This is a genomic window from Streptomyces sp. NPDC029956 (assembly GCF_055574655.1).
In genome coordinates, this window is record NZ_JBVHZJ010000054.1 from 1 (window position 1) to 21,732 (window position 21,732).

At 72.9% G+C, this 21,732-nt stretch carries 18 protein-coding genes; 7 read left to right on the forward strand and 11 right to left on the reverse strand.

What is annotated here, in order from left to right; translation table 11 throughout:
- Positions 1-182 precede the first annotated feature (182 nt).
- From ACZ4XX_RS31665 to ACZ4XX_RS31680, 4 genes are all read right to left on the reverse strand, one after another.
- The gene (locus tag ACZ4XX_RS31665) at positions 183-1,457 is read right to left on the reverse strand and encodes an HAD family hydrolase (RefSeq protein ID WP_468511303.1); all 1,275 of its coding nucleotides are present in this window, start codon (positions 1,455-1,457) and stop codon (positions 183-185) included.
- Positions 1,458-1,563: 106 nt separating this feature from the next.
- Positions 1,564-2,358 (reverse strand): 3-oxoacyl-ACP reductase, encoded by a 795-nt coding sequence (locus ACZ4XX_RS31670; RefSeq protein ID WP_468511304.1) that lies wholly within the window; start codon positions 2,356-2,358, stop codon positions 1,564-1,566.
- Positions 2,359-2,364: 6 nt separating this feature from the next.
- Entirely contained in the window at positions 2,365-3,720 is a 1,356-nt protein-coding gene (locus ACZ4XX_RS31675; protein ID WP_468511305.1) for an aldehyde dehydrogenase family protein, read from the reverse strand.
- A 69-nt stretch (positions 3,721-3,789) separates the two neighbouring features.
- Positions 3,790-5,154, reverse strand: a complete 1,365-nt coding sequence (locus ACZ4XX_RS31680) for a glutamine synthetase family protein (protein ID WP_468511306.1) — start codon at positions 5,152-5,154, stop codon at positions 3,790-3,792.
- Between the two features lie 89 nt (positions 5,155-5,243).
- Between ACZ4XX_RS31680 and ACZ4XX_RS31685 the strand changes: the two genes are divergently transcribed.
- The 3 genes from ACZ4XX_RS31685 to ACZ4XX_RS31695 all read left to right on the forward strand — a co-directional run bounded on the left by ACZ4XX_RS31685 (position 5,244) and on the right by ACZ4XX_RS31695 (position 8,305).
- Positions 5,244-5,972: a FadR/GntR family transcriptional regulator gene (locus tag ACZ4XX_RS31685; RefSeq protein ID WP_073914967.1), complete on the forward strand. Its 729-nt coding sequence runs from the start codon at positions 5,244-5,246 to the stop codon at positions 5,970-5,972.
- 117 nt (positions 5,973-6,089) lie between these two features.
- On the forward strand, positions 6,090-7,544 hold the full coding sequence (eat, locus tag ACZ4XX_RS31690; RefSeq protein WP_468511307.1) for an ethanolamine permease: 1,455 nt from the start codon (positions 6,090-6,092) through the stop codon (positions 7,542-7,544).
- Positions 7,545-7,615: 71 nt separating this feature from the next.
- Complete coding sequence (locus tag ACZ4XX_RS31695) at positions 7,616-8,305, forward strand: gamma-glutamyl-gamma-aminobutyrate hydrolase family protein (protein ID WP_468511308.1); 690 nt, start codon at positions 7,616-7,618, stop codon at positions 8,303-8,305.
- 164 nt (positions 8,306-8,469) lie between these two features.
- On the opposite strand, the gene ACZ4XX_RS31700 is transcribed toward ACZ4XX_RS31695, so the two are convergent.
- Both ACZ4XX_RS31700 and ACZ4XX_RS31705 read right to left on the reverse strand, forming a co-directional pair.
- Complete coding sequence (locus ACZ4XX_RS31700) at positions 8,470-9,558, reverse strand: C45 family autoproteolytic acyltransferase/hydolase (protein ID WP_468511309.1); 1,089 nt, start codon at positions 9,556-9,558, stop codon at positions 8,470-8,472.
- Positions 9,555-11,009 (reverse strand): purine-cytosine permease family protein, encoded by a 1,455-nt coding sequence (locus ACZ4XX_RS31705; protein ID WP_468511310.1) that lies wholly within the window; start codon positions 11,007-11,009, stop codon positions 9,555-9,557. Before ACZ4XX_RS31705 ends, ACZ4XX_RS31700 begins: the two co-directional genes overlap by 4 nt.
- A 69-nt stretch (positions 11,010-11,078) precedes the next feature.
- Between ACZ4XX_RS31705 and ACZ4XX_RS31710 the strand changes: the two genes are divergently transcribed.
- Both ACZ4XX_RS31710 and ACZ4XX_RS31715 read left to right on the forward strand, forming a co-directional pair.
- Positions 11,079-11,729, forward strand: a complete 651-nt coding sequence (locus ACZ4XX_RS31710; RefSeq protein ID WP_468511311.1) for a TetR/AcrR family transcriptional regulator — start codon at positions 11,079-11,081, stop codon at positions 11,727-11,729.
- A gap of 67 nt (positions 11,730-11,796) precedes the next feature.
- A complete protein-coding gene (locus ACZ4XX_RS31715; RefSeq protein WP_468511312.1) occupies positions 11,797-13,425 on the forward strand; it encodes an amidohydrolase in 1,629 nt (542 codons plus the stop codon).
- A gap of 219 nt (positions 13,426-13,644) precedes the next feature.
- On the opposite strand, the gene ACZ4XX_RS31720 is transcribed toward ACZ4XX_RS31715, so the two are convergent.
- Positions 13,645-14,646 (reverse strand): LysR family transcriptional regulator, encoded by a 1,002-nt coding sequence (locus tag ACZ4XX_RS31720; protein ID WP_468511313.1) that lies wholly within the window; start codon positions 14,644-14,646, stop codon positions 13,645-13,647.
- 70 nt (positions 14,647-14,716) lie between these two features.
- On the opposite strand from ACZ4XX_RS31720, the gene ACZ4XX_RS31725 reads away from it, so the two are divergent.
- A complete protein-coding gene (locus ACZ4XX_RS31725; protein WP_468511314.1) occupies positions 14,717-15,889 on the forward strand; it encodes a TDT family transporter in 1,173 nt (390 codons plus the stop codon).
- On the opposite strand, the gene ACZ4XX_RS31730 is transcribed toward ACZ4XX_RS31725, so the two are convergent.
- The 4 genes from ACZ4XX_RS31730 to ACZ4XX_RS31745 form a co-directional block, all read right to left on the reverse strand.
- Positions 15,816-16,556: a helical backbone metal receptor gene (locus ACZ4XX_RS31730; protein WP_468511315.1), complete on the reverse strand. Its 741-nt coding sequence runs from the start codon at positions 16,554-16,556 to the stop codon at positions 15,816-15,818. The two genes, ACZ4XX_RS31725 and ACZ4XX_RS31730, sit on opposite strands and share 74 nt — an antisense overlap.
- A complete protein-coding gene (locus ACZ4XX_RS31735) occupies positions 16,553-17,104 on the reverse strand; it encodes a helix-turn-helix domain-containing protein (protein WP_468511316.1) in 552 nt (183 codons plus the stop codon). The genes ACZ4XX_RS31730 and ACZ4XX_RS31735 overlap by 4 nt, the downstream gene beginning before the upstream one ends.
- 195 nt (positions 17,105-17,299) lie before the next feature.
- Positions 17,300-19,135, reverse strand: coding sequence for an ABC transporter permease/substrate binding protein (locus ACZ4XX_RS31740; RefSeq protein ID WP_468511317.1), 1,836 nt, complete (start codon positions 19,133-19,135; stop codon positions 17,300-17,302).
- Entirely contained in the window at positions 19,128-20,411 is a 1,284-nt protein-coding gene (locus ACZ4XX_RS31745; protein ID WP_468511318.1) for a quaternary amine ABC transporter ATP-binding protein, read from the reverse strand. Before ACZ4XX_RS31745 ends, ACZ4XX_RS31740 begins: the two co-directional genes overlap by 8 nt.
- A 300-nt stretch (positions 20,412-20,711) precedes the next feature.
- Between ACZ4XX_RS31745 and ACZ4XX_RS31750 the strand changes: the two genes are divergently transcribed.
- Positions 20,712-21,632, forward strand: coding sequence for a 5'-3' exonuclease (locus ACZ4XX_RS31750; RefSeq protein ID WP_468511319.1), 921 nt, complete (start codon positions 20,712-20,714; stop codon positions 21,630-21,632).
- Positions 21,633-21,732 lie beyond the last annotated feature (100 nt).

The window sequence follows — 21,732 nt, forward strand, 5'->3', positions numbered from 1 at the left end:
CGGCGCCGCACCCATCCCTCGAGTGCGGCCCGCTCCTCATCCGACAAGATCAACGCGGCCTTCGGCCGCCCGGTACGTGCCATAGACCAAGCCTATACATCTGAACAGAACTCCCGACTCAGAAGACTAGGCCTTCAGCGCTTCCAGCAGCTCCTGAAGGCTGCTGGAAGCCGCCGGAGCCGTCAGAAGACCCTGTCCGGCTGGTCCGGGATCACGCTTCCGTCGGACCGGCGGACCGGCTCCGCCCTGCCGTCGCCCGCCGTGTAGCCGGTGCTCGCGCAGGGGTACGGGGTGGCCTTCCGCTGCTTCGGCTCGATGAACATGGGGTTGACGATCCAGCGGCCGTCGCCGTTCTCGTACGCCCGGCACATGAGTTCGTTCTTGTTGCGGTTGAGGACCAGCCGCAGGCCGGTGGCGTCCCGCAGGAAGGAGACGTCGGTGTCGGAGTCCCCCGCGGCGAAGACCTGGCGCCGGGAGGCGGGCTGCACCCGTTCGGCGGCGGGGCCGCGGACCCCGAAGATCTCCTGGTTGATCCAGCAGCGTTTGCCGTCGATGTACGTGATCATCGTGTCCGCGCCGTCCCGTACCGTCCCGCAGCCCTTGAGGTGGGCGGTGAGCCGGCCGCGGTCGGTGGTGTTGCGGATGCCGATGGCGTGGGAGGGGGCGACGCCGACGCCCTTCGCCCAGACGTCGACGACGGGTTCGGGCGAGGCGGAGACGATCCAGACGTCGAAGCCGGCGTCCCGGAGGGTACGGATCAGATCGCGCTGCTGCGGGTAGTACCGGACCCAGCCGGTGACCAGGGAGGTGCCCACGCGCTGGGTGGCACCCTGCGGCGCGGCGAGGTTCTCGGCGCGGGCGGCGGCGGCGAACGACTCGACCTGGCGGGTGGTCCAGCCGTGCAGGAGCTGGGCGAGCCAGGCGTACTGGGGCTCCATCCGGCGGCGGTCGTGTCCGGCGAAGGCGGTCTTCCCGGCCGTGGTGGTGCCCGAGGCGTAGACGGAGAGGAGTTCGTCGGCGCAGCGGGTGTCGGTGGCCGTGGGCAGGACGCGTACGCCGGCGGGGCAGGCTGCGGCGAGGGCGGTGGCCGCCTCCGGGGTGAGGTGGCGGCTGGTGGTGGACCAGTCGCCGTGCCGGGGCGGGCGGATGCGGTCGTTGCGGAGGAGCCAGTGGAAGGTGGCGTCGCCGACGTCGTTCTTGACGACGGTGTTGTCCCAGTCGAAGACCGCGACGGGCTTCCTCCCCTTGTCCCGGCAGTGGTCGGCCACGAGGGCGTCGATACGAGCCCTGTTGTCGCCGTACCAGCCCTCGGAGACCGTCAGGGTGGGGCAGGGCCGGGGCGGCGTCCGGTGGTCCCCGGGCTCGGCCTCGGCGGTGGTGGCGGAGACGAGGCTCGTCGTCGCGAGGGCGAGGGCGGCGGTGACGGCGGACGTACGGAGCCGGGCACGCTGGTTCATGATCACTCTCCTGTCGGGGCTGCGGCGGACGCCGAACAGCCGGGCGCCTTGCGACGCCCGGCTGCCGGGTGGGGATGTGGGGGGGTGTGGGGGGTGTGGCGGCGGTCTAGAGGGGCGTCACGTACGCGCCCGCGATGCCTCCGTCGACCAGGAAGTCACTGGCGTTGACGAAGGACGAGTCGTCGCTCGCGAGGAAGGCGACCGCGGCCGCGATCTCCTCGGGCTCGGCGAAGCGGCCGACGGGGATGTGGACGAGGCGGCGCGCGGCCCGCTCCGGGTCCTTGGCGAAGAGTTCCTGGAGGAGCGGGGTGTTGACGGGCCCGGGGCAGAGGGCGTTGACGCGGATGCCCTCGCGGGCGAACTGGACGCCCAGCTCGCGGGACATCGCGAGCACGCCGCCCTTGGAGGCGGTGTACGAGATCTGGCTGGTGGCCGCGCCCATGATCGCGACGAAGGAGGCGGTGTTGATGATGGAGCCCTTGCCCTGGCGGCGCATGTACGGCAGCGCGGCCTTGCAGCACAGGTAGACCGAGGTGAGGTTGACGTCCTGGACGCGCTTCCAGGCCTCCAGGCCGGTCTCCAGGATGGAGTCGTCCTCCGGGGGCGAGATGCCCGCGTTGTTGAAGGCGATGTCGACGGAGCCGTAGGTCTCGAAGGCCGTGCGGAACAGCGCCTCGACCTCCTCCGGGTCGGTGACGTCGACCTTCACGAAGATGCCCCCGACGGCCTCGGCGGCGGCCTTGCCGGCGGTCTCGTCGATGTCCCCGCAGACGACGTCGGCCCCCTCGGAGGCGAGGCGCCGGGCGGTGGCGAGGCCGATGCCGCTGCCTGCTCCGGTGATGACGGCGGTGCGGCCCACGAGCCGGCGGCAGACGATCTCTTCGGTGCTGGTGCTGGTCATGTGTACTCAGGCCTCCGTGCTGATGAAGACGTTCTTGGTTTCGGTGAAGGCGGTCAGGGCGTCGGGGCCGAGTTCGCGGCCGAGGCCGGACTGCTGGTAGCCGCCGAACGGGGTCCAGTAGCGGACGCTGGAGTGGGAGTTGACGGAGAGGTTGCCGGCCCGGACGGCGCGGGAGGCGCGCAGGGCGCGGCCGACGTCCCGGGTCCAGATCGAGCCGGACAGGCCGTACTCGGTGGCGTTCGCGAGGCGGATCGCGTCGGCCTCGTCCTCGAAGGGGAGGACGACGGCGACGGGTCCGAAGACCTCCTCGACGGCGCAGGGGGCGTCCTCGGAGACGCCGGTCAGGAGGGTCGGCGGGAACCAGAAGCCGGGGCCCTCGGGGGCCTTGCCGCGGATTCCGGGGAGGTCGTCCGGCACGTAGGAGCGGACGCGGTCGAGCTGGGCGCGGGAGATGAGCGGGCCCATCTGGGTGCGCTCGTCGGCGGGGTCGCCGACGACGATCTCCTCGATCGCGGGGGTGAGCAGCTCCATGAAGCGGTCGTACGCGCTCCGCTGGACGAGGATGCGCGTACGGGCGCAGCAGTCCTGGCCGCTGTTGTCGAGGAACGACATGGGCGCGGCAGCGGCGGCGGCTTCGAGGTCCGCGTCGGCGAAGACGATGTTGGGGCTCTTGCCGCCGAGTTCGAGGGTGACCCGCTTCACCTGGCCGGCGCACTTCGCCATGATCGACTTGCCGACCCGGGTGGAGCCGGTGAAGACGATCTTGGCGACACCGGGGTGTTCGACCAGGGCGTTGCCCGCGACCGGGCCGGTGCCGGGGAGGACCTGGAAGAGGCCTTCGGGCAGGCCCGCCTCCAGGGCGAGTTCGGCGAGCCGGAGCGCGGTGAGCGGGGTGGTCTCGGCGGGCTTGAGGAGGACGGCGTTGCCGGCGGCGAGGGCGGGTGCGGTGGCCCAGGCGGCGATCGGCATGGGGAAGTTCCAGGGGGCGATGACGCCGACGACCCCGAGCGGTTCGAGGATCGTGATGTCCAGGCCGCCGGCCACCGGGATCTGGCGTCCGTTGAGGCGCTCCACTCCCCCGGCGGAGAAGTCGAGCAGGTCGCGGACGTTGCCGGCCTCCCAGCGGGCGTTGCCGATGGTGTGGCCCGCCTGGGTGACCTCGAGGCGGGCCAGTTCCTCGACGTGGTCGTCGACGACGGCGGCGAAGCGGCGGAGCAGCCGGGCCCGGTCGGCCGGGGCGGCGGCGGCCCAGCCGCGCTGGGCGGCGGCGGCCCGTGCGACGGCGGCGTCCACGTCGCCCGCAGTGGCTGCGGGGACGGTGGCGACCGTCTCCTCGGTCGCCGGGTTCAGTACCTGGAGCAACTCGTTCCTCTCGGCGGTGTGCGTGTCAGAGGGGTTCGCGTCGGTGGCGTCGGTCCCAGAGGGTTCGCGTCAGTGGCGTTCGAAGGAGCGGCGCAGTTCCCAGTCCGTCACGGCAGCGTCGAAGGCGTCGAGCTCGACGCGCGCCATGTTGCGGTAGTGGGCGACGACCTCGTCCCCGAAGGCGGCCTTGGCGATCTCGCTGGTCTCCCAGAGTTCGGCCGCCTCGCGCAGGGTCCTCGGCACGTGCGCGTACTCGGCGGTGTAGGCGTTCCCGGTGCAGGGCTCCGGAAGTTCGAGCTGCTGCTCGATGCCGTGCAGGCCCGCGGCGACCAGTCCGGCGACGGCGAGGTACGGGTTGACGTCGCCGCCGGGGAGGCGGTTCTCGAAGCGGGTGGAGCGGCCGTGGCCGACGACCCGGAGCGAGCAGGTGCGGTTGTCGTGGCCCCAGGCGACGGCGGTGGGTGCGAAGGAGCCGGGCTGGAACCGCTTGTAGGAGTTGATGTTGGGGGCGTAGAGCAGGGAGAAGTCCCGGAGGGCGGCGAGCTGTCCGGCGAGGAAGTGCCGCATGGTCGCGGACATCCCGTGCGGGTCGTCCCCGGCCATCACGTTCGTCCCCTCGGCGTCCTGGAGGGAGAGGTGGATGTGGCAGGAGTTGCCCTCGCGCTCGTCGTACTTCGCCATGAAGGTGAGCGAGTAGCCCTCCTGGGCGGCGATCTCCTTGGCGCCCGTCTTGTAGACGGCGTGTCCGTCGCAGGTGACGAGGGCCTCGTCGTACTTGAAGGCGATCTCGTGCTGGCCGGGGTTGCACTCGCCCTTGGCGGACTCGACGGTGAGTCCGGCGCCGGTCATCTCGTTGCGGATGCGGCGCAGGAGGGGTTCGATGCGACCGGTGCCGAGGACGGAGTAGTCGATGTTGTACTGGTTGGCGGGGGTGAGGCCGCGGTAGTTCGCGTCCCATGCCTGCTCGTAGCTGTCCTTGAAGACGATGAACTCGAGCTCGGTGCCGACGTGGGCGGTGAAACCGTGTTCCGCGAGGCGCTCCAGCTGGCGCCGGAGGATCTGGCGGGGCGCCGCGACGACGGGGGTGCCGTCGCCCCAGGCGAGGTCCGCCGTCACCATGGCGGTGGCCTCGTTCCAGGGGAGTCGGCGGAGGGTGGTGAGGTCGGGGTGCATCGCGAAATCGCCGTAGCCGCGGTCCCAGGAGGACATCTCGAAGCCGTCGACGGTGTTCATCTCGGTGTCGACGGCCAGAAGATAGTTGCAGCCCTCGGTGCCGTGGCGGAGTACCTCGTCCAGGAAGAACGGGGCGGCGAACCGCTTGCCCTGGAGCCGCCCCTGCATGTCGGGGAAGGCCAGGACGACGGTGTCGATCTCGCCGCTCGCGACGAGGGCACGGAGCTCCTCGACGGCGAGCGGGGGTTTGCGGTCTGCCACGGGATTACTCCTCCTTCGGCCTGCCGGAAGCCATAAGGTATTGCGGAAGACCATTGCTTGGGAAGTGCTGACGAGAGGGAATCGACAACGTGGCCAGTACGAGTGAATCGGCGGACCGGCTGACGCCCGTGCTGCGGCCGGTCCGGGCGGGCAACGGCTTCGAGGAGGCCCTGGAGCAGATCCTCCAGGTGGTGCGGCTCGGACTCGTGCCCGGCGGGGAGCGGCTGCCCGCCGAGCGGGAGCTGGCCGACCGGATGGGGATCAGCCGGGTGACCCTGCGCGAGGTCCTCAAGGTCCTCCAGGAGCAGGGCCTCGTGGAGAGCCGGCGCGGCCGCTACGGCGGGACGTTCGTGCTCCCCCGCGTCCAGACCGCCGACGAGGACGAGCTGCGCCGCCGGATCGCCACGGTCGACATGGAGGACACCCTGCGCTTCCGGGAGGTCCTGGAGGTCGGGGCCGCCGGGCTCTGCGCGGCCCACGGCCTCGACGCGGCGGGCGCCGAGCGGCTGCGGACCGCCGTCGCGGCGACCCATGACGCCCCGCTGGCCGACTACCGCCGTCAGGACACGCTGCTCCACCTCACCCTGGCCGAGCTGTCCGGCTCACCGACGCTGACCGCGCAGTACGCCGCCGTCCGGGCGACCGTGAACGACCTCCTCGACTGCATCCCGCTGCTCGTTCGCAACCTGGAGCACTCCCAGCACCAGCACACCGCCCTGGTGGAGGCGGTCCTGGACGGGGACGCGGACGCGGCGCGCGAGGTGATGCGGGAGCACTGCTCGGGGACGGCGGCGCTGCTGCGCGGGTTCCTGACATGAGACGGGCGTCTCCGGGTACGTAACCCGAAAGTAACGCACGGGGGTTGCGCTCTCCCGTCGGCACCGCAAAGGTATGGCTCCAATCCATTGGGCCCGTTGCGGGGAGCTGACGCTGCCATGACGCTCGAAGAAACCACCGGGAGTTCCGGAGGCACCACCCCACCGCAGGACGACTATCTGGAGCGCCGCGCCCTGCGCCGCGGCAGCGCCGGGTGGCTGCTGCTCACCGGGCTCGGCGTCGCCTACGTCGTCTCCGGGGACTTCTCCGGCTGGAACATCGGCCTCTCCAAGGGCGGTTTCGGCGGACTCGCCATCGCCACCGTCCTGATGGGCGCGATGTACGCCTGTCTGGTCTTCGCCCTCGCCGAACTCTCCGCCATCCTGCCCACCGCGGGCGGCGGTTACGGCTTCGCCCGCCGGGCGCTCGGCACCTGGGGCGGGTTCCTCACCGGCACCGCGATCCTCATCGAGTACATCCTCGCGCCCGCCGCGATCTCCATCTTCATCGGCGACTACGTCGAATCCCTCGGCCTGTTCGGCCTGGAGTCCGGCTGGCCCGTCTATCTGGTCTGCTTCGCGCTCTTCATCGGGATCCATCTGTGGGGCGTGGGCGAGGCGCTGCGCTTCAGCCTGATCGTGACGGCCATCGCCGTCGCCGCGCTCGTCGTCTTCGCACTCGGCGCCCTCACCGACTTCCACGTCGACGGGCTGAACGACATCCCGGTCGACGGGGAGGCCTTCGGGGCCAACTCCTGGCTGCCGTTCGGTCTGCTCGGGATCTGGGCCGCGTTCCCCTTCGGCATGTGGTTCTTCCTCGGCGTGGAGGGCGTGCCGCTCGCCGCCGAGGAGGCGAAGGACCCGGTGCGGTCGATGCCGAAGGCGCTCGCGATCTCCATGGGCATCCTGGTGCTGCTCGCCGTGATGACCTTCTTCGCCGCGACCGGGGCGCGCGGCGCGGCCGCCGTCCAGGAGGCGGGAAACCCGCTGGTCGTGGCGCTCCAGGGCGACGGGGAGCCGACCGCGCTCAGCCGTTTCGTGAACTACGCGGGCCTCGCCGGACTGGTCGCCTCCTTCTTCTCCCTCATCTACGCCGGCTCGCGCCAGCTGTTCGCCCTCTCCCGGGCGGGCTACCTGCCCCGCTTCCTCTCCCTCACCAGCCGCCGCAAGTCGCCGTACCTGGGACTCCTCATCCCGGGCGCGATCGGCTTCGCGCTGGCCGCCGGGACCGGGGACGGGGCCCGGATGCTCAACATCGCCGTGTTCGGCGCCACCATCTCGTACGCCCTGATGGCGCTCTCCCACATCGTGCTGCGGCGCCGCGAGCCGGGCCTGAACCGGCCGTACCGGACACCCGGCGGGGTCGTCACCTCGTCGGTGGCGTTCGTCCTGGCCCTGTCGGCCCTCGTCGCGACCTTCCTGGTGGACCGGACGGCGGCGTTCATGGCCCTCGGGGTGTACGCGATCGCCCTCGCCTACTTCGCGTTCTACAGTCGACACCATCTGGTGGCCAGGGCGCCCGAGGAGGAGTTCGCCGCGCTCGCGGCCGCCGAGGCCGAACTCGCCCGCGACTGACCGTCCGCACCCGACCCCCCGCCCGTGTCTCCCCCACCCGATCCGTACACCGCTCTCCCGGAGGACGTTCCGTGTCCAAGCCGCTCATCGGCGTGACCACCTACCTGGACCAGGCCCGCTGGGGCGTGTGGGACATGCGGGCCGCGCTGCTCCCCGCGCCGTACCCGCGGCTCGTCCAGGAGAGCGGGGGGATCGCGGTGATGCTGCCGCCGGACGCGCCGGAGGCCGCCGCGGCGGTCGTGGCCCGGCTCGACGGACTGGTGATCGCGGGCGGGGCGGACGTGGAGCCCGTACGGTACGGGGCCGAGCCCGACGCCCGTACCGGCCCGCCGGCCCGGGAGCGGGACGCATGGGAGCTGGCCCTGATCGACGCGGCCCTCGTCTCGGGGACCCCGCTGCTCGGCATCTGCCGGGGCATGCAGCTCCTGAACGTGGCCCGGGGCGGGACGCTGGTCCAGCACCTGGACGGGCACGTCGAGGCGGTCGGGGTGATCGGCCGGCACGCGGTGAAGCCGGTGCCGGGGAGCCGGTACGCCTCCCTGGTGCCCGAGCTCACCGAGGTCCCGACCTACCACCACCAGGCCGTGGACCGGCTGGGCGCGGGGCTCGCGGTCTCCGCCCACGCGGAGGACGGCACGGTGGAGGCGGTCGAGCTGGCCGATCCGGCCTGGGCCCTGGGCGTCCAGTGGCATCCGGAGATGGGCGACGACCTGCGGGTGATGCGGGGCCTGGTCGAGGCGGCGGGAGCACGCCGGGGCTGAAGGCCCCGCACGGCACGCGCTCGGCACCTGTGTGCTCCGGCGGGCGCGGCACCGGGGCGTAGTGGCGGGGGCGTAGTGGCGGGTGCGTAGTAGCGGGTGCGCGGTGGAGGGTGCGGGGTGGCGGGCACGGGGTGGAGGGCGCGGCGTGGACGGCGCGCTCCGTCTCAGCGCCGGGGCGCGGCGAGCGGGGTCCAGGTCTCCGGGCCCGCTGAGCAGGGGCCTCCGTCGTGCACCCTCAGGCACCGCTCGGCCGGGTCGACGGCCACGGTGGCGAGGGTCGCCCACCGGCTGCCGAGGCGGCCTTCGGCCGGGGCGTGGCAGCAGATCTCGGCGCCGTCGTCCCGATGGGCGGTGAGCAGGCCGGCGAGCGCGTCGGGGCCGAGCCCGCCGTCGTGCGTGCGCACGCGTTCCGTGAGCAGTCGGTGGCGGTCGTACGTCTCCGGGTCCCGGCGGCCGCGCAGTTCCCCGGCGGCCAGGGCCGGGGCGAGGAAGTGGTTGGTGCGGACCAGCCGGCCCCGGTCGTCCGGGAAGACCACGGCCGAGCCGGCCGGGGCGAGTTCCACGGACGCCGCCCGGTCCGCCGTCACCACGGTGATGACCGTGGAGGCCGAGACGGGGGCGCCGGTCAGGAGGGCGACGGCCTCGGCGAACGATCCTGCCGAGCCGAGCACCTGACGGGCGACCAGATGGACGGGCACGCCGGTCGCGGCGTCGTCCGCGTGGCCGAGGATGTTGAAGAGCACGCCCACGCCGGCCTCGTTGACGCCGATCTTCGCGAGGATGCCGTGCTCGGTGATCCCGGCGAAGCCCTGGGCGTCCCCGGTCACGGTCTGGAGATGCCAGGCGTCGGCGAGTTCCCGGTGCCAGTCCCAGCACTGGCCGCCGGTGGTCCGGGGGCCGTGGCGGACGAGGGTGGAGCACTCGCCCGTGCGGGGCGCGCCCGCCTCGGCGAGGATCTCGGTGCGGGCGTTGAGCGCGGCGATCGTCCAGAACGGCATTCCGGCGCCCTCGGCGACTCCCTCCATCTCCTCGACGAGCTCCGGCGCCCAGGCCCGGGCCGCCCGGACGGTGCGGAGGGCGAGGGCGGACACGTCCAGCGTCCGGGCGTTCCCTGCGGCGACGGTCGCGAAGAGCTCCTCGTACACCTGCCACGCGCGCGTGATGCCGGCGCGGGCCTGGCGGCCGCGGTCCTCTCCGCGTCGGCGGGGGGTGTCCCCGGTGATCCGGAGGGCCGGACGGCGAGGGCTGTTCACGCCTCCGCCCGGGCGGCGAGCAGGGTGCGGTCCTTGCGCATGAGGAGGGCGTAGAGGGTGGCGGCGACGACCATGCCGACGGGGAGGGAGAGGTCGATGCCGCCGAGGGCCGCGGCGATCGGGCCCGTGTAGAGGGTGTTGACGCAGAGGGCCGCCGCGGTGACGGCGACGCCGATCGCGAGGGCACCGGCCGGGTTGACGCCGGCGGTGTACCAGAACGGGCTGCCGGGGGTCTCGTCCGAGAGCGCGGGGCCGTCGTAGCGGCAGCGGCGCAGCAGGACGTCGGTGGCGTAGACCGCCATGAGGGGGCCGATGAGGACCGTGATCACCTGGAGGGCGTTGCTGATGGTGTCGAGGAAGTTCGAGACGAGCAGCCCGTAGAGGGTGAGGGCGACGGCGACGGCCCCGTCGAAGAGGACGCTGACGGAGCGTCGGATGCGGAGGCCGACGGCCTGGAGCGCGAGTCCGGCGCTGTACGCGGTCAGGGCGTTGATGGAGATGGTGCCGAGGACCAGCGCGAGCAGGAAGAGCGGGACGAACCAGCCGGGCAGGATCTCCTGGAGCGCGGTCTGCGGGTCGGTCATGTCGACGGCGGTGGCGGCGAAGGCGCCGAGCGAGCAGACGACGACGCTGGGCAGGAAGGCGCCGAGCGCGTTCCAGCCGATGATCGCCTTCTTCGAGGCGGTGCGGGGCAGGTAGCGGGAGAAGTCGGCGCTCGTGGTGTACGAGAGGGGGCCCGAGGCGATCATCGTGAGGCCGGCGAGGAGCAGGGCCCAGAGCGCGACTCCGCCGTGCTGCTCGGCGGGGGCGTACGAGAAGTCGGCGTGCCGCAGGACGGCGAACGCGACGACGGCGAAGGCCGCGGCGAGGACCAGGGTGATCGGCAGGTACAGCTTGATGATCAGGCCGTGCCCGTAGACGCTGATGATCAGCGTGAGTGCGGCGATGACCACGATCACGGCCACCTTGACGGGGGTGTCGGCCGTGATGCCCGCCTTCTCGACGAGCGCGAAGGCGGCGGTGGCCGCGGCGGCCAGGTTGAGCGCGAAGTAGCAGACGGAGACCAGCCAGCCGCCGACCGCGTTGTTCACGCGGTTGCCGAGGACGCCGTACACGGCCCGGGTGATCACCTCGCTGGGTGCGCCGGCGGCCGGGCCCGAGGTGGCGAGGAGACCGGGGAGCAGCCAGAACAGGTTGCCCGCGACGATCACGGCGACGGCCTGCCAGAGGGTCAGGCCCATCAGGACGAGGGCGCCGCCGATGACCAGGCTGAGGTAGTTGACGTTCGCCGCCGCCCACACGGAGAAGAGCTCGCGGGGGTGGCCGTGGCGCTCGGACTCGGGGATGTGATCGATGCCGTGGGCCTCGATGCGGCCGGGCCGATCGGTGTCCTGCAGGGCGACCTGCGCGCCCTCGGGGCCTGGGAGCGGGTCGGGGATCGTGGAAGCCATGCGGCCCTCCGGATGCGGGTGGTGCCCACCTGGTTGCTTATTGGTCGCACACTCAATAGCATCGCGGTTATGTCGTCAAGCGTCCAGCGCAAGAGAGTTCGGAAATCGCCCGAAGCCCGGCGGGCGGAGATCGTGGAGACCGCCGCCCGGGTCGCCCTGACCGAGGGGCTCGAGTGCGTCACCCTGCGGCGGATCGCCGAGGAGCTCGCCGTAAGACCCGGTCTGATCAGCCACTACTTCCCCTCGGCGGAGGATCTGGTGGGCGAGGCCTTCAGCGTGGCCGCCACCGGCGAGCTCGACGGTCTGCTCCCGGCCGACCGCCCCCACGGGACCCCCACGCAATGGCTCGCGCGCTACTTCGCCCTCTCGGCGGGCGAGGCGTACGACGACATCAGCCGTCTCTGGATCAACGCCCGGCACCTCAGCCGCTACCGGCCCGTCCTCCGCGACCGGGTCACCGAACAGGAACTCGCCTCCGACGACCGCCTGGAGCAGCTCATCCGCGAGGGCGTCGCACACGGCGAGTTCCGCACGGACGACCCGCGTGCCACCGCCATCCAGATCCTGGTGGTGCTCGACGGCCTCGGCGCCCACGCCAACTCCGACCGGACCGACCGGCCGGAGGCCGTGACCCGAATGGCCCTGACCACGGCGGAACGCGAACTCGGCCTGCCGCACGGTGCGCTGACCGACGTACCGCCGCCGGCCGAGCCCGCCTGACCGACCCTTCACCGAGGCCTCCCCCGGCCTCTGCCCCCGTCCCCCTCCTGGAGCCCTGGAGCCACCCGTGCGCACCCGACTCGTCCTGCTCTCCGCCCGTCTGCTCGATCCCGGCACGGGGGCGTTCCTGCCCGAGACGGCCCTCGCCGTCTCCGACGACGGCCGGATCGCCGCCCTGGGCGACGATCACGGGATCCGCGCGCTCACGGGGCCCGCCACCACCGTCGTGGACCTGAAGGGCGCCGTCGTCACCCCCGGCCTCGTCGACGGGCACGTGCACCCGGTGACCGGCGCCGAGCTCACCCACGGCCTCGACCTGTCGTACTGCACGGACCTCGACGACGTGCGCGAGGCCCTCGCCCGCGCGATCCGCGACCTCGGCCGGGGCGACTGGCTGTTCGGCTGGGGCCTCGACCCGAACGTCTTCGGCGACCACCCCGTCGGCATCGCCCCCTTCGACACGGTCCTCGACGGGATCCCGGCGTTCCTGCTGCTCTTCGACGCCCACTCGGCGCTCGCCAGCCGGCGGGCGCTCGAACTCGCCGGGGTCGACGGACCCCGCACCTTCGGCCAGGCCTCCGCCGAGGTCGTCTGCGACGCCGGCGGACGCCCGACCGGACTGCTCCAGGAGGACGCCGCCTGCGAGCTCGTCGAAGGGGTCGCCCCGCGCCCGACGGCCGAGGAGAGCCGGGAACGGCTGGCCGCGGCGCTGCGGTCCATGGCGGCGGCCGGACTCACCGGCGGTCACGCCATGGACGCGAACGGCGAGAGCCTGGCCCTGTACGGGGAGCTCGACAAGGCCGGTGAACTGGCGCTGCGGCTCCGGGTGGCGCCCTGGTGCCAGCCCGGCACGGACGCGGACGGCGTCCGGGCCCTCATCGCGCAGCAGGGCACGGGCGGCGCGCTGTGGCAGGTCGCGGGCGTGAAGCTCTTCATGGACGGGACCATCGACAACGGCACCGCGTGGCTGGAGCGGCCCGACTGCCACGGCGAGTCCACGCACGCGTTCTGGCCGGACCCGGACGCGTACACCCGCATCGTCGGTGAGCTGCACCGGGCCGGGGTCGCGACCGCGACGCACGCGATCGGCGACGCGGCCGTGCGGCACGTGCTCGACGCCGTCGAGAAGGCGCGCGCGGGCGGCGGAAGCGGGGTCCGGCACCGGGTCGAGCACATCGAGACGGTCCCCGACGACACGCTGCGCCGCTTCTCGGAGCTGGGCGTGCTCGCCTCCATGCAACCCACGCACTGCTGCGACTTCACCCGGGCCGACCACACCGACAACTGGTCGCGCCGTCTCGGCGAGGAGCGCGCCTCGCGCGCGTGGCGCTGCCGCGACCTGGCGGACTCCGGGGCCACCGTGGTCCTCGGCTCCGACTGGCCGATCGCGCCGTTCCCGCCGCTCGGTGTGATGGCCGGCGCGCGGCACCGCCGGCCTAGCCGCGACCTCGGGCAGGCGCCGCACGGCCCCGAGCAGGCGCTGACGGCGCTGGAGGCACTGCGGGGCATGACGACGGCCGCGGCGTACGCGGCGGGTGAGGAGCACGAGGCCGGCCGTGTCGCGCCGGGGTTCCGCGCCGACCTGACGGTCTTCGCGGACAACCCGCTCACCACACCCGCGACGGACCTGCCCGACCTGCCGGTCCTGCTGACGGTCCTGGACGGACGGATCACGCACCGGGCGGCGGGGGTCTGAGCCACCCCTGCCGCCGGCTCGACGAAGGGCCCCGATCGACCTGACGAGCGGCCCGCCGTTCAGCCGACGAGCGGCGGCCCTGTTCAGCCCGTCGGGCGGCGCCCCGTCCAGCCAGACGAGCGGCGCCCCCGTTCAACCCCGCCGTTCGGCCCGCCCTTCGGCCCGGCCAGGGCCCCGGCCTCCGGCCCGTCGGACGGCCCCGCCGTTCAACCCCGCCGTTCAACCCGTCGGGCGGGCGCGGGTCAGGGACAGCAGGTCACGGGCCGGCCCGGTCGGGCGGTGACCGGTCGGCCAGACCGCGCGGAGGTCACGGCGCAGCTCGACCCCCTCGACGGGGATGGCCACCAGTCGCCGCGAGGCCAGTTCCTCGGCGATCGCCAGTTCACTGAGGACGGCCGGCCCCGCCCCGCTGACCGCGGCGGCCTTCACCGCCGTCGTGGAGGCGAGTTCGAGGAGCGGCCGCGCGAGCCCGCCGTGGCCCGAGAGCGCGGCGTCCAGGACCTGCCGGGTGCCCGATCCCCGTTCCCGCAGGACCAGCGGGGCCGCCGCCAGCTCCGCCGGGTCCAGCCGGCCACGGCGGCGGGCCCACGGGTGCGAGGGTGCCGCGACGATCACGAGCCGGTCGTGCGCGACGACCACCCCGTCGAGCCCGTCCGGCACCGCGAGCCCCTCCACGAAGCCGATGTCCGCCTCGTTCGCGAGGAGCCGCTCCGCGACGACCGCCGAGTTCCCGGCCTGAAGCGACACCGCCGTGTCGGGACGCTCGGCGCGCAAGGCGATCAGCCAGCCGGGCAGCAGGTACTCGGCGATCGTCATCGACGCGGCCACCCGCAGCCGGGAGTCCCGCCGCCCGCGCAGCGCCTGGGCACCCGCGTCGAAGGCCTCGGCCGCCTCGACGATCCGCCGCGCCCAGTCGGTGACGAGGGCACCCGCGTCGGTCAGCCGTGAACCGCGTGGCGAACGGTCCACCAGGGCCACGCCGAGCTGCCGCTCCATCGAACGGATCCGACTGCTGGCGGCGGGCTGGGTGATGCCGACCTCGCGGGCGGCGGCGCCGAGGCTCCCGTGCCGGGCGACGGCGAGGAGCAGTTCGAGCGCCCCGAGATCGGGGACCCGGTGATGGAGCTGGGCCCTGACGTCGGAGCCGTACTCCTCGGTCCGGCGCCCACCCGTGTGCTGCTCCTCGTGGCGCTCCCCGCGATGCTCCCCGTTGCTGCCCATAAAGCCAGCTTATGACGTCATAGCCGCAAGATCCCTGGTGGGGGCCGGGCAATCGGACGACGGTGGAGCCATGGCAAGCCTCGCACCTCACCTTCCGGCCGTCCGCGCCACCACCCCCGGCGCCCGGCCGGCCGCCTCACCGGCCCGCTCCGTCCGTCACCTCGGACCCAACTGGTACGCCTCCGTGATGGGCACCGCCATCGTGGCCAACGCCGGCGCCGGACTCCCGCTCGCCCTCCCCGGCCTCCGCACCGCCTGCGCCGCGGTCTGGGCGCTGTCCCTCGCGATGCTGCTCGTCCTGGTCGCCGCCCGCACCGTGCACTGGATCCACCACCGCGACCAGGCCCGCGCCCACCTCCTGGACCCCGCCATGGCACCGTTCTACGGCTGTCTGTCCATGGCGCTGCTCGCGGTCGGCGCCGGCGCCGTGATCGTGGGCCGGGACTGGATCGGACTCCCCGCCGCCGTCGCGCTCGACACGGTCCTGTTCACCGCCGGCACGGTCGTCGGCCTGGCGGCCGCCGTCGGCATCCCGTACCTCATGGTCGTGCACCACAGGATCGAGAACGCCTCCCCGGTCTGGCTGCTGCCGGTCGTCGCCCCCATGGTCTCCGCCGCCGTCGGCCCGCTGCTCGTGCCCCATCTGCCCGCCGGGCAGGCCCAGGAGACCCTGCTCCTCGCCTGCTGGGCGATGTTCGGCGTCAGCCTCCTCGCGACCCTGGTCATGCTGCCGCTGGTCTTCGGCCGGCTCGTGACCGGCGGCCCGCTGCCCCTCGCGCTCACCCCCACCCTCTTCCTCGTCCTCGGCCCCCTCGGCCAGTCGACGACCGCCGCGAACAAGTTCGCCGACGTCGCCCCGGGGGTGCTCCCCGCCCCGTACGCCCACGGCTTCGCCTCCTTCGCCGTCCTCTACGGCGTGCCCGTCATGGGCTTCGCCCTGCTGTGGCTGGCCCTCGCCGGAGCGATGGTGCTGCGGGCACACCGGCAGGGCATGGGCTTCGCGATGACGTTCTGGGCGTTCACCTTCCCCGTCGGGACCTGTGTGACCGGCGCCGAGGGGCTCGCCCAGCACACCGGCCTCGCGGCCTTCCGGTGGCTCGCGATCGGCCTGTACGCGGTCCTCGTCGCGGCCTGGCTGGTCGCCGGGTCCCACACCGTCCGCGGCCTCTTCAGCGGTGCGCTGCTCGCAGGGCCCGCGTCAGCGCCCGCGGCGCCTCGACGAGAGACGGCCCGTACCAGGTGAGGTGACGCCCGTCGACGAGGGCGGCGGCGGTCCCGGGGAACGCCTCGGGGCCGTCCTCGCGCGTGAAGCGGTACGGCTCGTCGGGCAGGACGACGAGGTCGGGCGCCGCGGCGCGGAGCTCGTCGAGCGGCAGCCGCGGATAGCGCTCCGGGTGCTCGGCGTAGAGGTTGCGGACCCCGAGGCGGGCCAGCAGATCACCCGCGAAGGTCTCACGGCCCAGGACCATCCAGGGGCGCCGCCAGATCGGCACGACGGCCGCGTACTCCCCCTCCGGGGTGACCGCCTCCCACGCCGCCTCGGCCTCGTCGAGCCAGCGGGGCCGCCGGGGCGCACCGCACGCGGCGAGGACCCGCTCCAGCTCGCGCAGGCCCTGGTCGAGGGTGCGGATCTCGGTGACGAGGACGTCGAGCCCGGCGGCCCGCAGCTCGGCGAGGTCGGCGGCGCGGTTCTCCTCCTCGTTGGCGAGGACGAGGTCGGGGCGGAGCGCGGTGACCGCCCGGACGTCGGGGTTCTTGGTGCCGCCGATCCGCGCGACGTCGAGGTCGGCCGGGTGGGCACACCAGTCCGTGGCCCCGACGAGCAGGCCCGGCGCGGTGACGGCGACGGCCTCCGTCAGGGACGGCACGAGGGAGACGATCCTGCTGACCGTGCCACGCCTCGCGCTCATTCCTCCTCGGCCTCGACGTGCTCGGCGACCGCGACGACGAGCAGCCGGGTGCCCGCCTCGGTGGCGCGCCAGCGGTGGCGCACCCCGCCGGAGAGATACAGCGTGTCGCCGCGGCCCAGCCGGTACGCGCGGCCCTCGGCCTCGACCTCGGCGGCCCCGTCGGCCACGTACAGCAGCTCGTCGTTCCGGTGCTGGAACTCGCGTCCCGCGTCCTGCTCGCCGGTGAACTCCAGGGCGTGCAGCTGGTGACGGCCGCGGACGATCGCCCGGACACCAGGGGGCAGGGCCGGGGAGACCTCGGCGGCGCGTACGACATCGACGGTACGGGAGGCCTCGGCGGCCGCCAGGAGGTCGGCGGCCGTGGTCTCCAGGGCGTCGGCGACCAGTTCGAGCGAGCGGTGACTGGGGCGCGCGCGGTCGTTCTCGACCTGGCTGAGGAACGGCACGGACAGACCGCTGCGCGAGGAGACGACGGCCAGGGTGAGCTGGAGCGCTCTGCGTCGCCTCTTGACGGCCGCGCCCACGCGGGGTGATTCCTTCTCGTCCATGTCGGCCCCCTCCCTCGTTCCTCGTGCGTACCCGTACCGGGCGGTTACCTGAACCTTACGCAGCTTTGGGGCGGGGTTTCGCGTCGTGACGAAAAGGGGTGGTCGCCGAACACGTTCGGCGACCACCCCTTTTCGGACAGGAACCGTTCATCGGTCGCTGTCGGTGGCCCGGGGGCCACTGCCGGGCTGCTGCGGCTACTCCTGCGACTGCTTCTGCGGCTGCTCCTGCGGTGCGAGCTTCTCCGCGAGGCCCGGGTTGCCGTCCAGCCAGGTGCGGACGGCCTGCTGCTCCTTGCCCTTGCCGGTCTCCTGGATGACCGCTTCGAGGTCCGTCAGCTGCTTCTCGGTCAGCTCGAAGTTCTTCAGCCAGGCGCCGACCTCGGGGTTGTCGGCGGCGAACCCCTTACGGGCCAGGGTGTGGACGCCGTCGCCCTTGCCCCAGGAGCCCTTGGGGTCGTCGAGCTTCTTCAGGTCGTGCGCGGAGTACGCCCAGTGCGGCGACCAGAGGGTGACGACGACCGGTTCCTTGCGCTCGTAGGCGCGCTTCAGCTCGGCGAGCATGCCGGGCGTGGAGCCGTCGACGACCTCGTACTCGCCCTCCAGGCCGTACTCCTTGAGGACCTTGTCCTTGAGGATGCCCATCATTCCGGCGCTCGGCTCGATGCCGACGATCCGGCCCTTGAACTGTCCGGCCTTGCCCTTGAGGTCGGCGAGCGAGTCGACGCCCTTCACGTACGAGGGAACCGAGAGCTCCAGGGAGGTGGGGCCGTACCAGGAGCCGAGGTCCTCCAGCTTGTTCCTGTACTTCTCCCAGTACTGGGCGTGGGTGACGGGCAGCCAGGAGTCGGTCTGGAAGTCGAGCTGGCCGCCGGCCAGACCGGTGTAGAGCGCGCCGGCCTCCAGCTGCTTGGTGTCGACCTCGTACCCCCGGCGCTCCAGGAGCTCCTTCCACAGGTACGTGGAGGCGATGCCCTCGTCCCAGGGGATGTAGCCGATGCTGATCTTCTTGCCGTTGCCGCCCTTGGAGCCCGAGGCGGTGGAGCTCGCGCCGGAGCCGCCGAAGAGGCCCGTGCCGCCCGCGACGAGGGCGAGCACGACGACACCGACGAGCGCGGTGACGGGCTGCGGGCGGTGGGCCCACAGCTTCGCCCCGGGACGCCTGGCGCTCAGCGCGGCGCGGGCCTTGGCGGCGGCGCGGCGGCCGAGCGGGGAGACCTGGCGGCCGAGCGCGCCGGTCATCCGGTCCAGGTACATGGCGAGGACGACGATGGAGACGCCGGCCTCGAAGCCGAGGCCGATGTCGACGTTGCCGATGGCGCGGTAGACGGCGCCGCCGAGTCCGCCGCCGCCGACCATGCCGGCGATGACGACCATGGACAGGCCGAGCATGATGACCTGGTTGACGCCGGCCATGATCGTCGGCAGGGCCAGCGGGAGCTGCACGCGCAGCAGCGTGTTGCGCGGGGTGGTGCCGAACGCCTCGGCGGCCTCGACGAGTTCACCGTCGACCTGCCGGATGCCCAGTTCGGTCATGCGGACGCCCGGGGGCAGCGCGAAGACGATGGTGGCGATGATGCCGGGGACGACACCGACGCCGAAGAAGATGATGCCGGGGATGAGGTAGACCATCGCCGGCATGGTCTGCATGAAGTCGAGGACCGGCCGGAGCACGGCACTGACGGTCTTCGAGCGGGCCGCCCAGATGCCGAGCGGTACGGCGATCACCAGGGTCACGAGGGTGGCGACGAGAACCAGCGACAGGGTCGCCATGGCCTCGTCCCACAGCTGGACCGAGTCGACGAGCGCGAACCCGGCGAAGGCGAGCACGCCGGCGGCGAGCCCGCGCAGCCACCAGGCGACGACGGCGAGAATGCCGGCGAAGAGCAGCGGGTGGGGCGCGGACAGGACGGCGTCGATGCCGTCGTAGAGGCCGGTGACGCCGGTGCTGACGGCGTCGAAGAGCCAGGAGAACTGGGCCTGGAGCCAGTCGACGGAACTGTCGACCCACTCACCGAGGGGAAGCCTAGGCACGGGCGGTCAGCTCCTTCCCCGACTGGGTGCCGGCTTGGGTGCCGGCTTGGGTGCCGGGCTCCTTGGTGGACTTGCTGCCGGGGTCCTCGGTGGGCTTACCGGCGGGCTCCGCGGTCGACCTGCCGGCGGCGGCCTCGGAGCGGGGCCTGCCGCCGGTCTCGATGCCGGGCTTGCCGCCGGGCTTGCGACCGGTCGGGGTGCCGGGCTTGCCGCCGGTCATCGGGTCGGCCGGGTCACCGGCGTCCCGCGCGCCGAGTCCGCCCATGACGGCGAGCAGGCGCTCCGTCGGTACGACTCCGAGGACGGCGCCGTCGGAGTCCTGGACGGTCACGGGGTGCGGGGCACGGGCGGCGACGGCGCACAGGTCGGCGACGAGCGTGTCCGGCCCGACCGGCCGGCAGGGGCAGCCGTCGGGGCAGTCCGCAGGGGTGGCACCGTCCGCCATGACGGCGGAGGCGGTGAGCACCCGGGAACGGTCGACGTCCTGGATGAAGGAGGCGACGTAGTCGTCGGCGGGGCGGACCAGGATGTCCTCGGCGGTGCCGAGCTGCACGATCCTGCCGTCACGCATGACGGCGATCCGGTCACCGAGGCGCATGGCCTCGTTGAGGTCGTGGGTGATGAAGACGATGGTCTTCTTCAGCCGCTGCTGGAGGACGAGAAGCTGGTCCTGCATGTCGCGGCGGATCAGCGGGTCGAGCGCGCTGAAGGACTCGTCCATGAGGAGCAGGTCGGCGTCGGTCGCGAGCGCGCGGGCCAGGCCGACACGCTGCTGCATGCCACCGGAGAGCTCGTCGGGCCAGGACTTCTCCCAGCCCGCGAGCCCGCACAGTTCGAGGGCCTCGGTGGCCCGGGCCTCACGCTCGGCACGCGGGACGCCCTGGACCTCCAGGCCGTAGGCGGCGTTCTCCAGAACGTTTCGGTGCGGGAACAGCGCGAAGTGCTGGAAGACCATGCTGATCTTGGTGGAACGGACCGTGCGCAGCTCGCGGGGGGACAGCGCGGTCAGGTCGCGTCCGTCGAAGAGGACCCGGCCGGCAGTGGGTTCGAGCAGGCCGTTGAGCATGCGGAGAAGGGTCGACTTGCCGGACCCGGAGAGCCCCATCACGACGAAGATCTGGCCGGGCTCGACGACGAAACCGGCGTCCACGACGGCTGCTGTCGTCCCCTCGGCGCGCAGCTCCTCGCGGTCGGCGCCGGCGGCGAGCCTGCGGACGGCTTCGTCGGGTCGTCTGCCGAACACCTTGAACAGGTGGTCTGCCTGGAGCCTGGACACATGAACCTCACGGGTAGCGACGAGAACGGCCCCTGCCACCCCCGCGTGGTCGGGCCGTGGAGCGGGCGGGATCGGCCCGCGGGCCCGTCGCGTACGGGGATCCATTTGTTGAATCCCGTACCGGGTTCCGCTCCGGGCTCGCGCCTGCCCGGCTTCACAGGCTGCAAACGCAAAGGTGACGGGCGTCACGTGCGAGGGGCCGGAACCGCGGGAACCGCGAGCGCGTCCCCGGACGCCGCGGTCGTTCGACGAGACGCGTCCCCCGGCCCCGGGGACCCCCCGAGCCCTAAAATCAAGCGGGTGACTCGACGCCTCATGCTCCTCGACACCGCCAGCCTCTACTTCCGCGCCTACTTCGGCGTGCCGGACTCCGTCCGGGCCCCCGACGGTTCGCCGGTGAACGCCGTGCGCGGACTGCTCGACTTCATCACCCGACTCGTCCAGGACCACCACCCGGACGACCTCGTGGCCTGCTGGGACAACGACTGGCGGCCGCAGTGGCGGGTCGACCTGATCCCCTCGTACAAGGCGCACCGAGTGGCCGTGGAGACCGAGACCGGCCCGGACGAGGAGGAGATCCCGGACACCCTGTCCCCGCAGGTGCCGGTGATCGAGGAGGTCCTGGCGGCACTCGGCATCGCCCGGATCGGAGCGGCGGGCTATGAGGCGGACGACGTGATCGGGACACTCGCGGGGCACGCCTCGGGGCCGGTGGACATCGTCACGGGCGACCGGGACCTCTTCCAGCTGGTCGACGACGCGCGGGGGGTCCGCGTGCTCTACCCGCGCAAGGGCGTCGGCGACTGCGACCTGGTGGACGCGGAGCTGATCCGCACCAGGTACGGCGTGCGCCCCGACCAGTACGCGGACTTCGCGGCGCTCCGCGGTGACGCCAGCGACGGTCTCCCCGGGGTGAAGGGCATCGGCGAGAAGACGGCCGCGCAGCTGATCACGGAGTACGGGGACCTGGCGGGCGTACGGGCGGCGGCCGAGGACCGGACGTCGAAGCTGACGCCGGCCAAGCGGCGCGGCATCGTGGAGGCGGCGGCGTACCTGGACGTCGCGCCGACGGTGGTGCGCGTCGCCGGGGACGTACCACTGCCGGAGTTCGACGCGACCCTGCCGAAGGCTCCCCGCGACCCGGCGGCCCTCGACGCCCTGGTGAAGCGCTGGGGCCTCGGCGGAGCCGTCGGCCGCCTGCTGCCGGTCCTGGAACGCTGACGGAATCGGGCCACACTGGGCCGACCGCGCCCCGGGGTGCTAACTTAGGCATACCTAAGTCCGCAGCACGTCGAGTTACGTCGAGTCAGGAGAGCCCCTC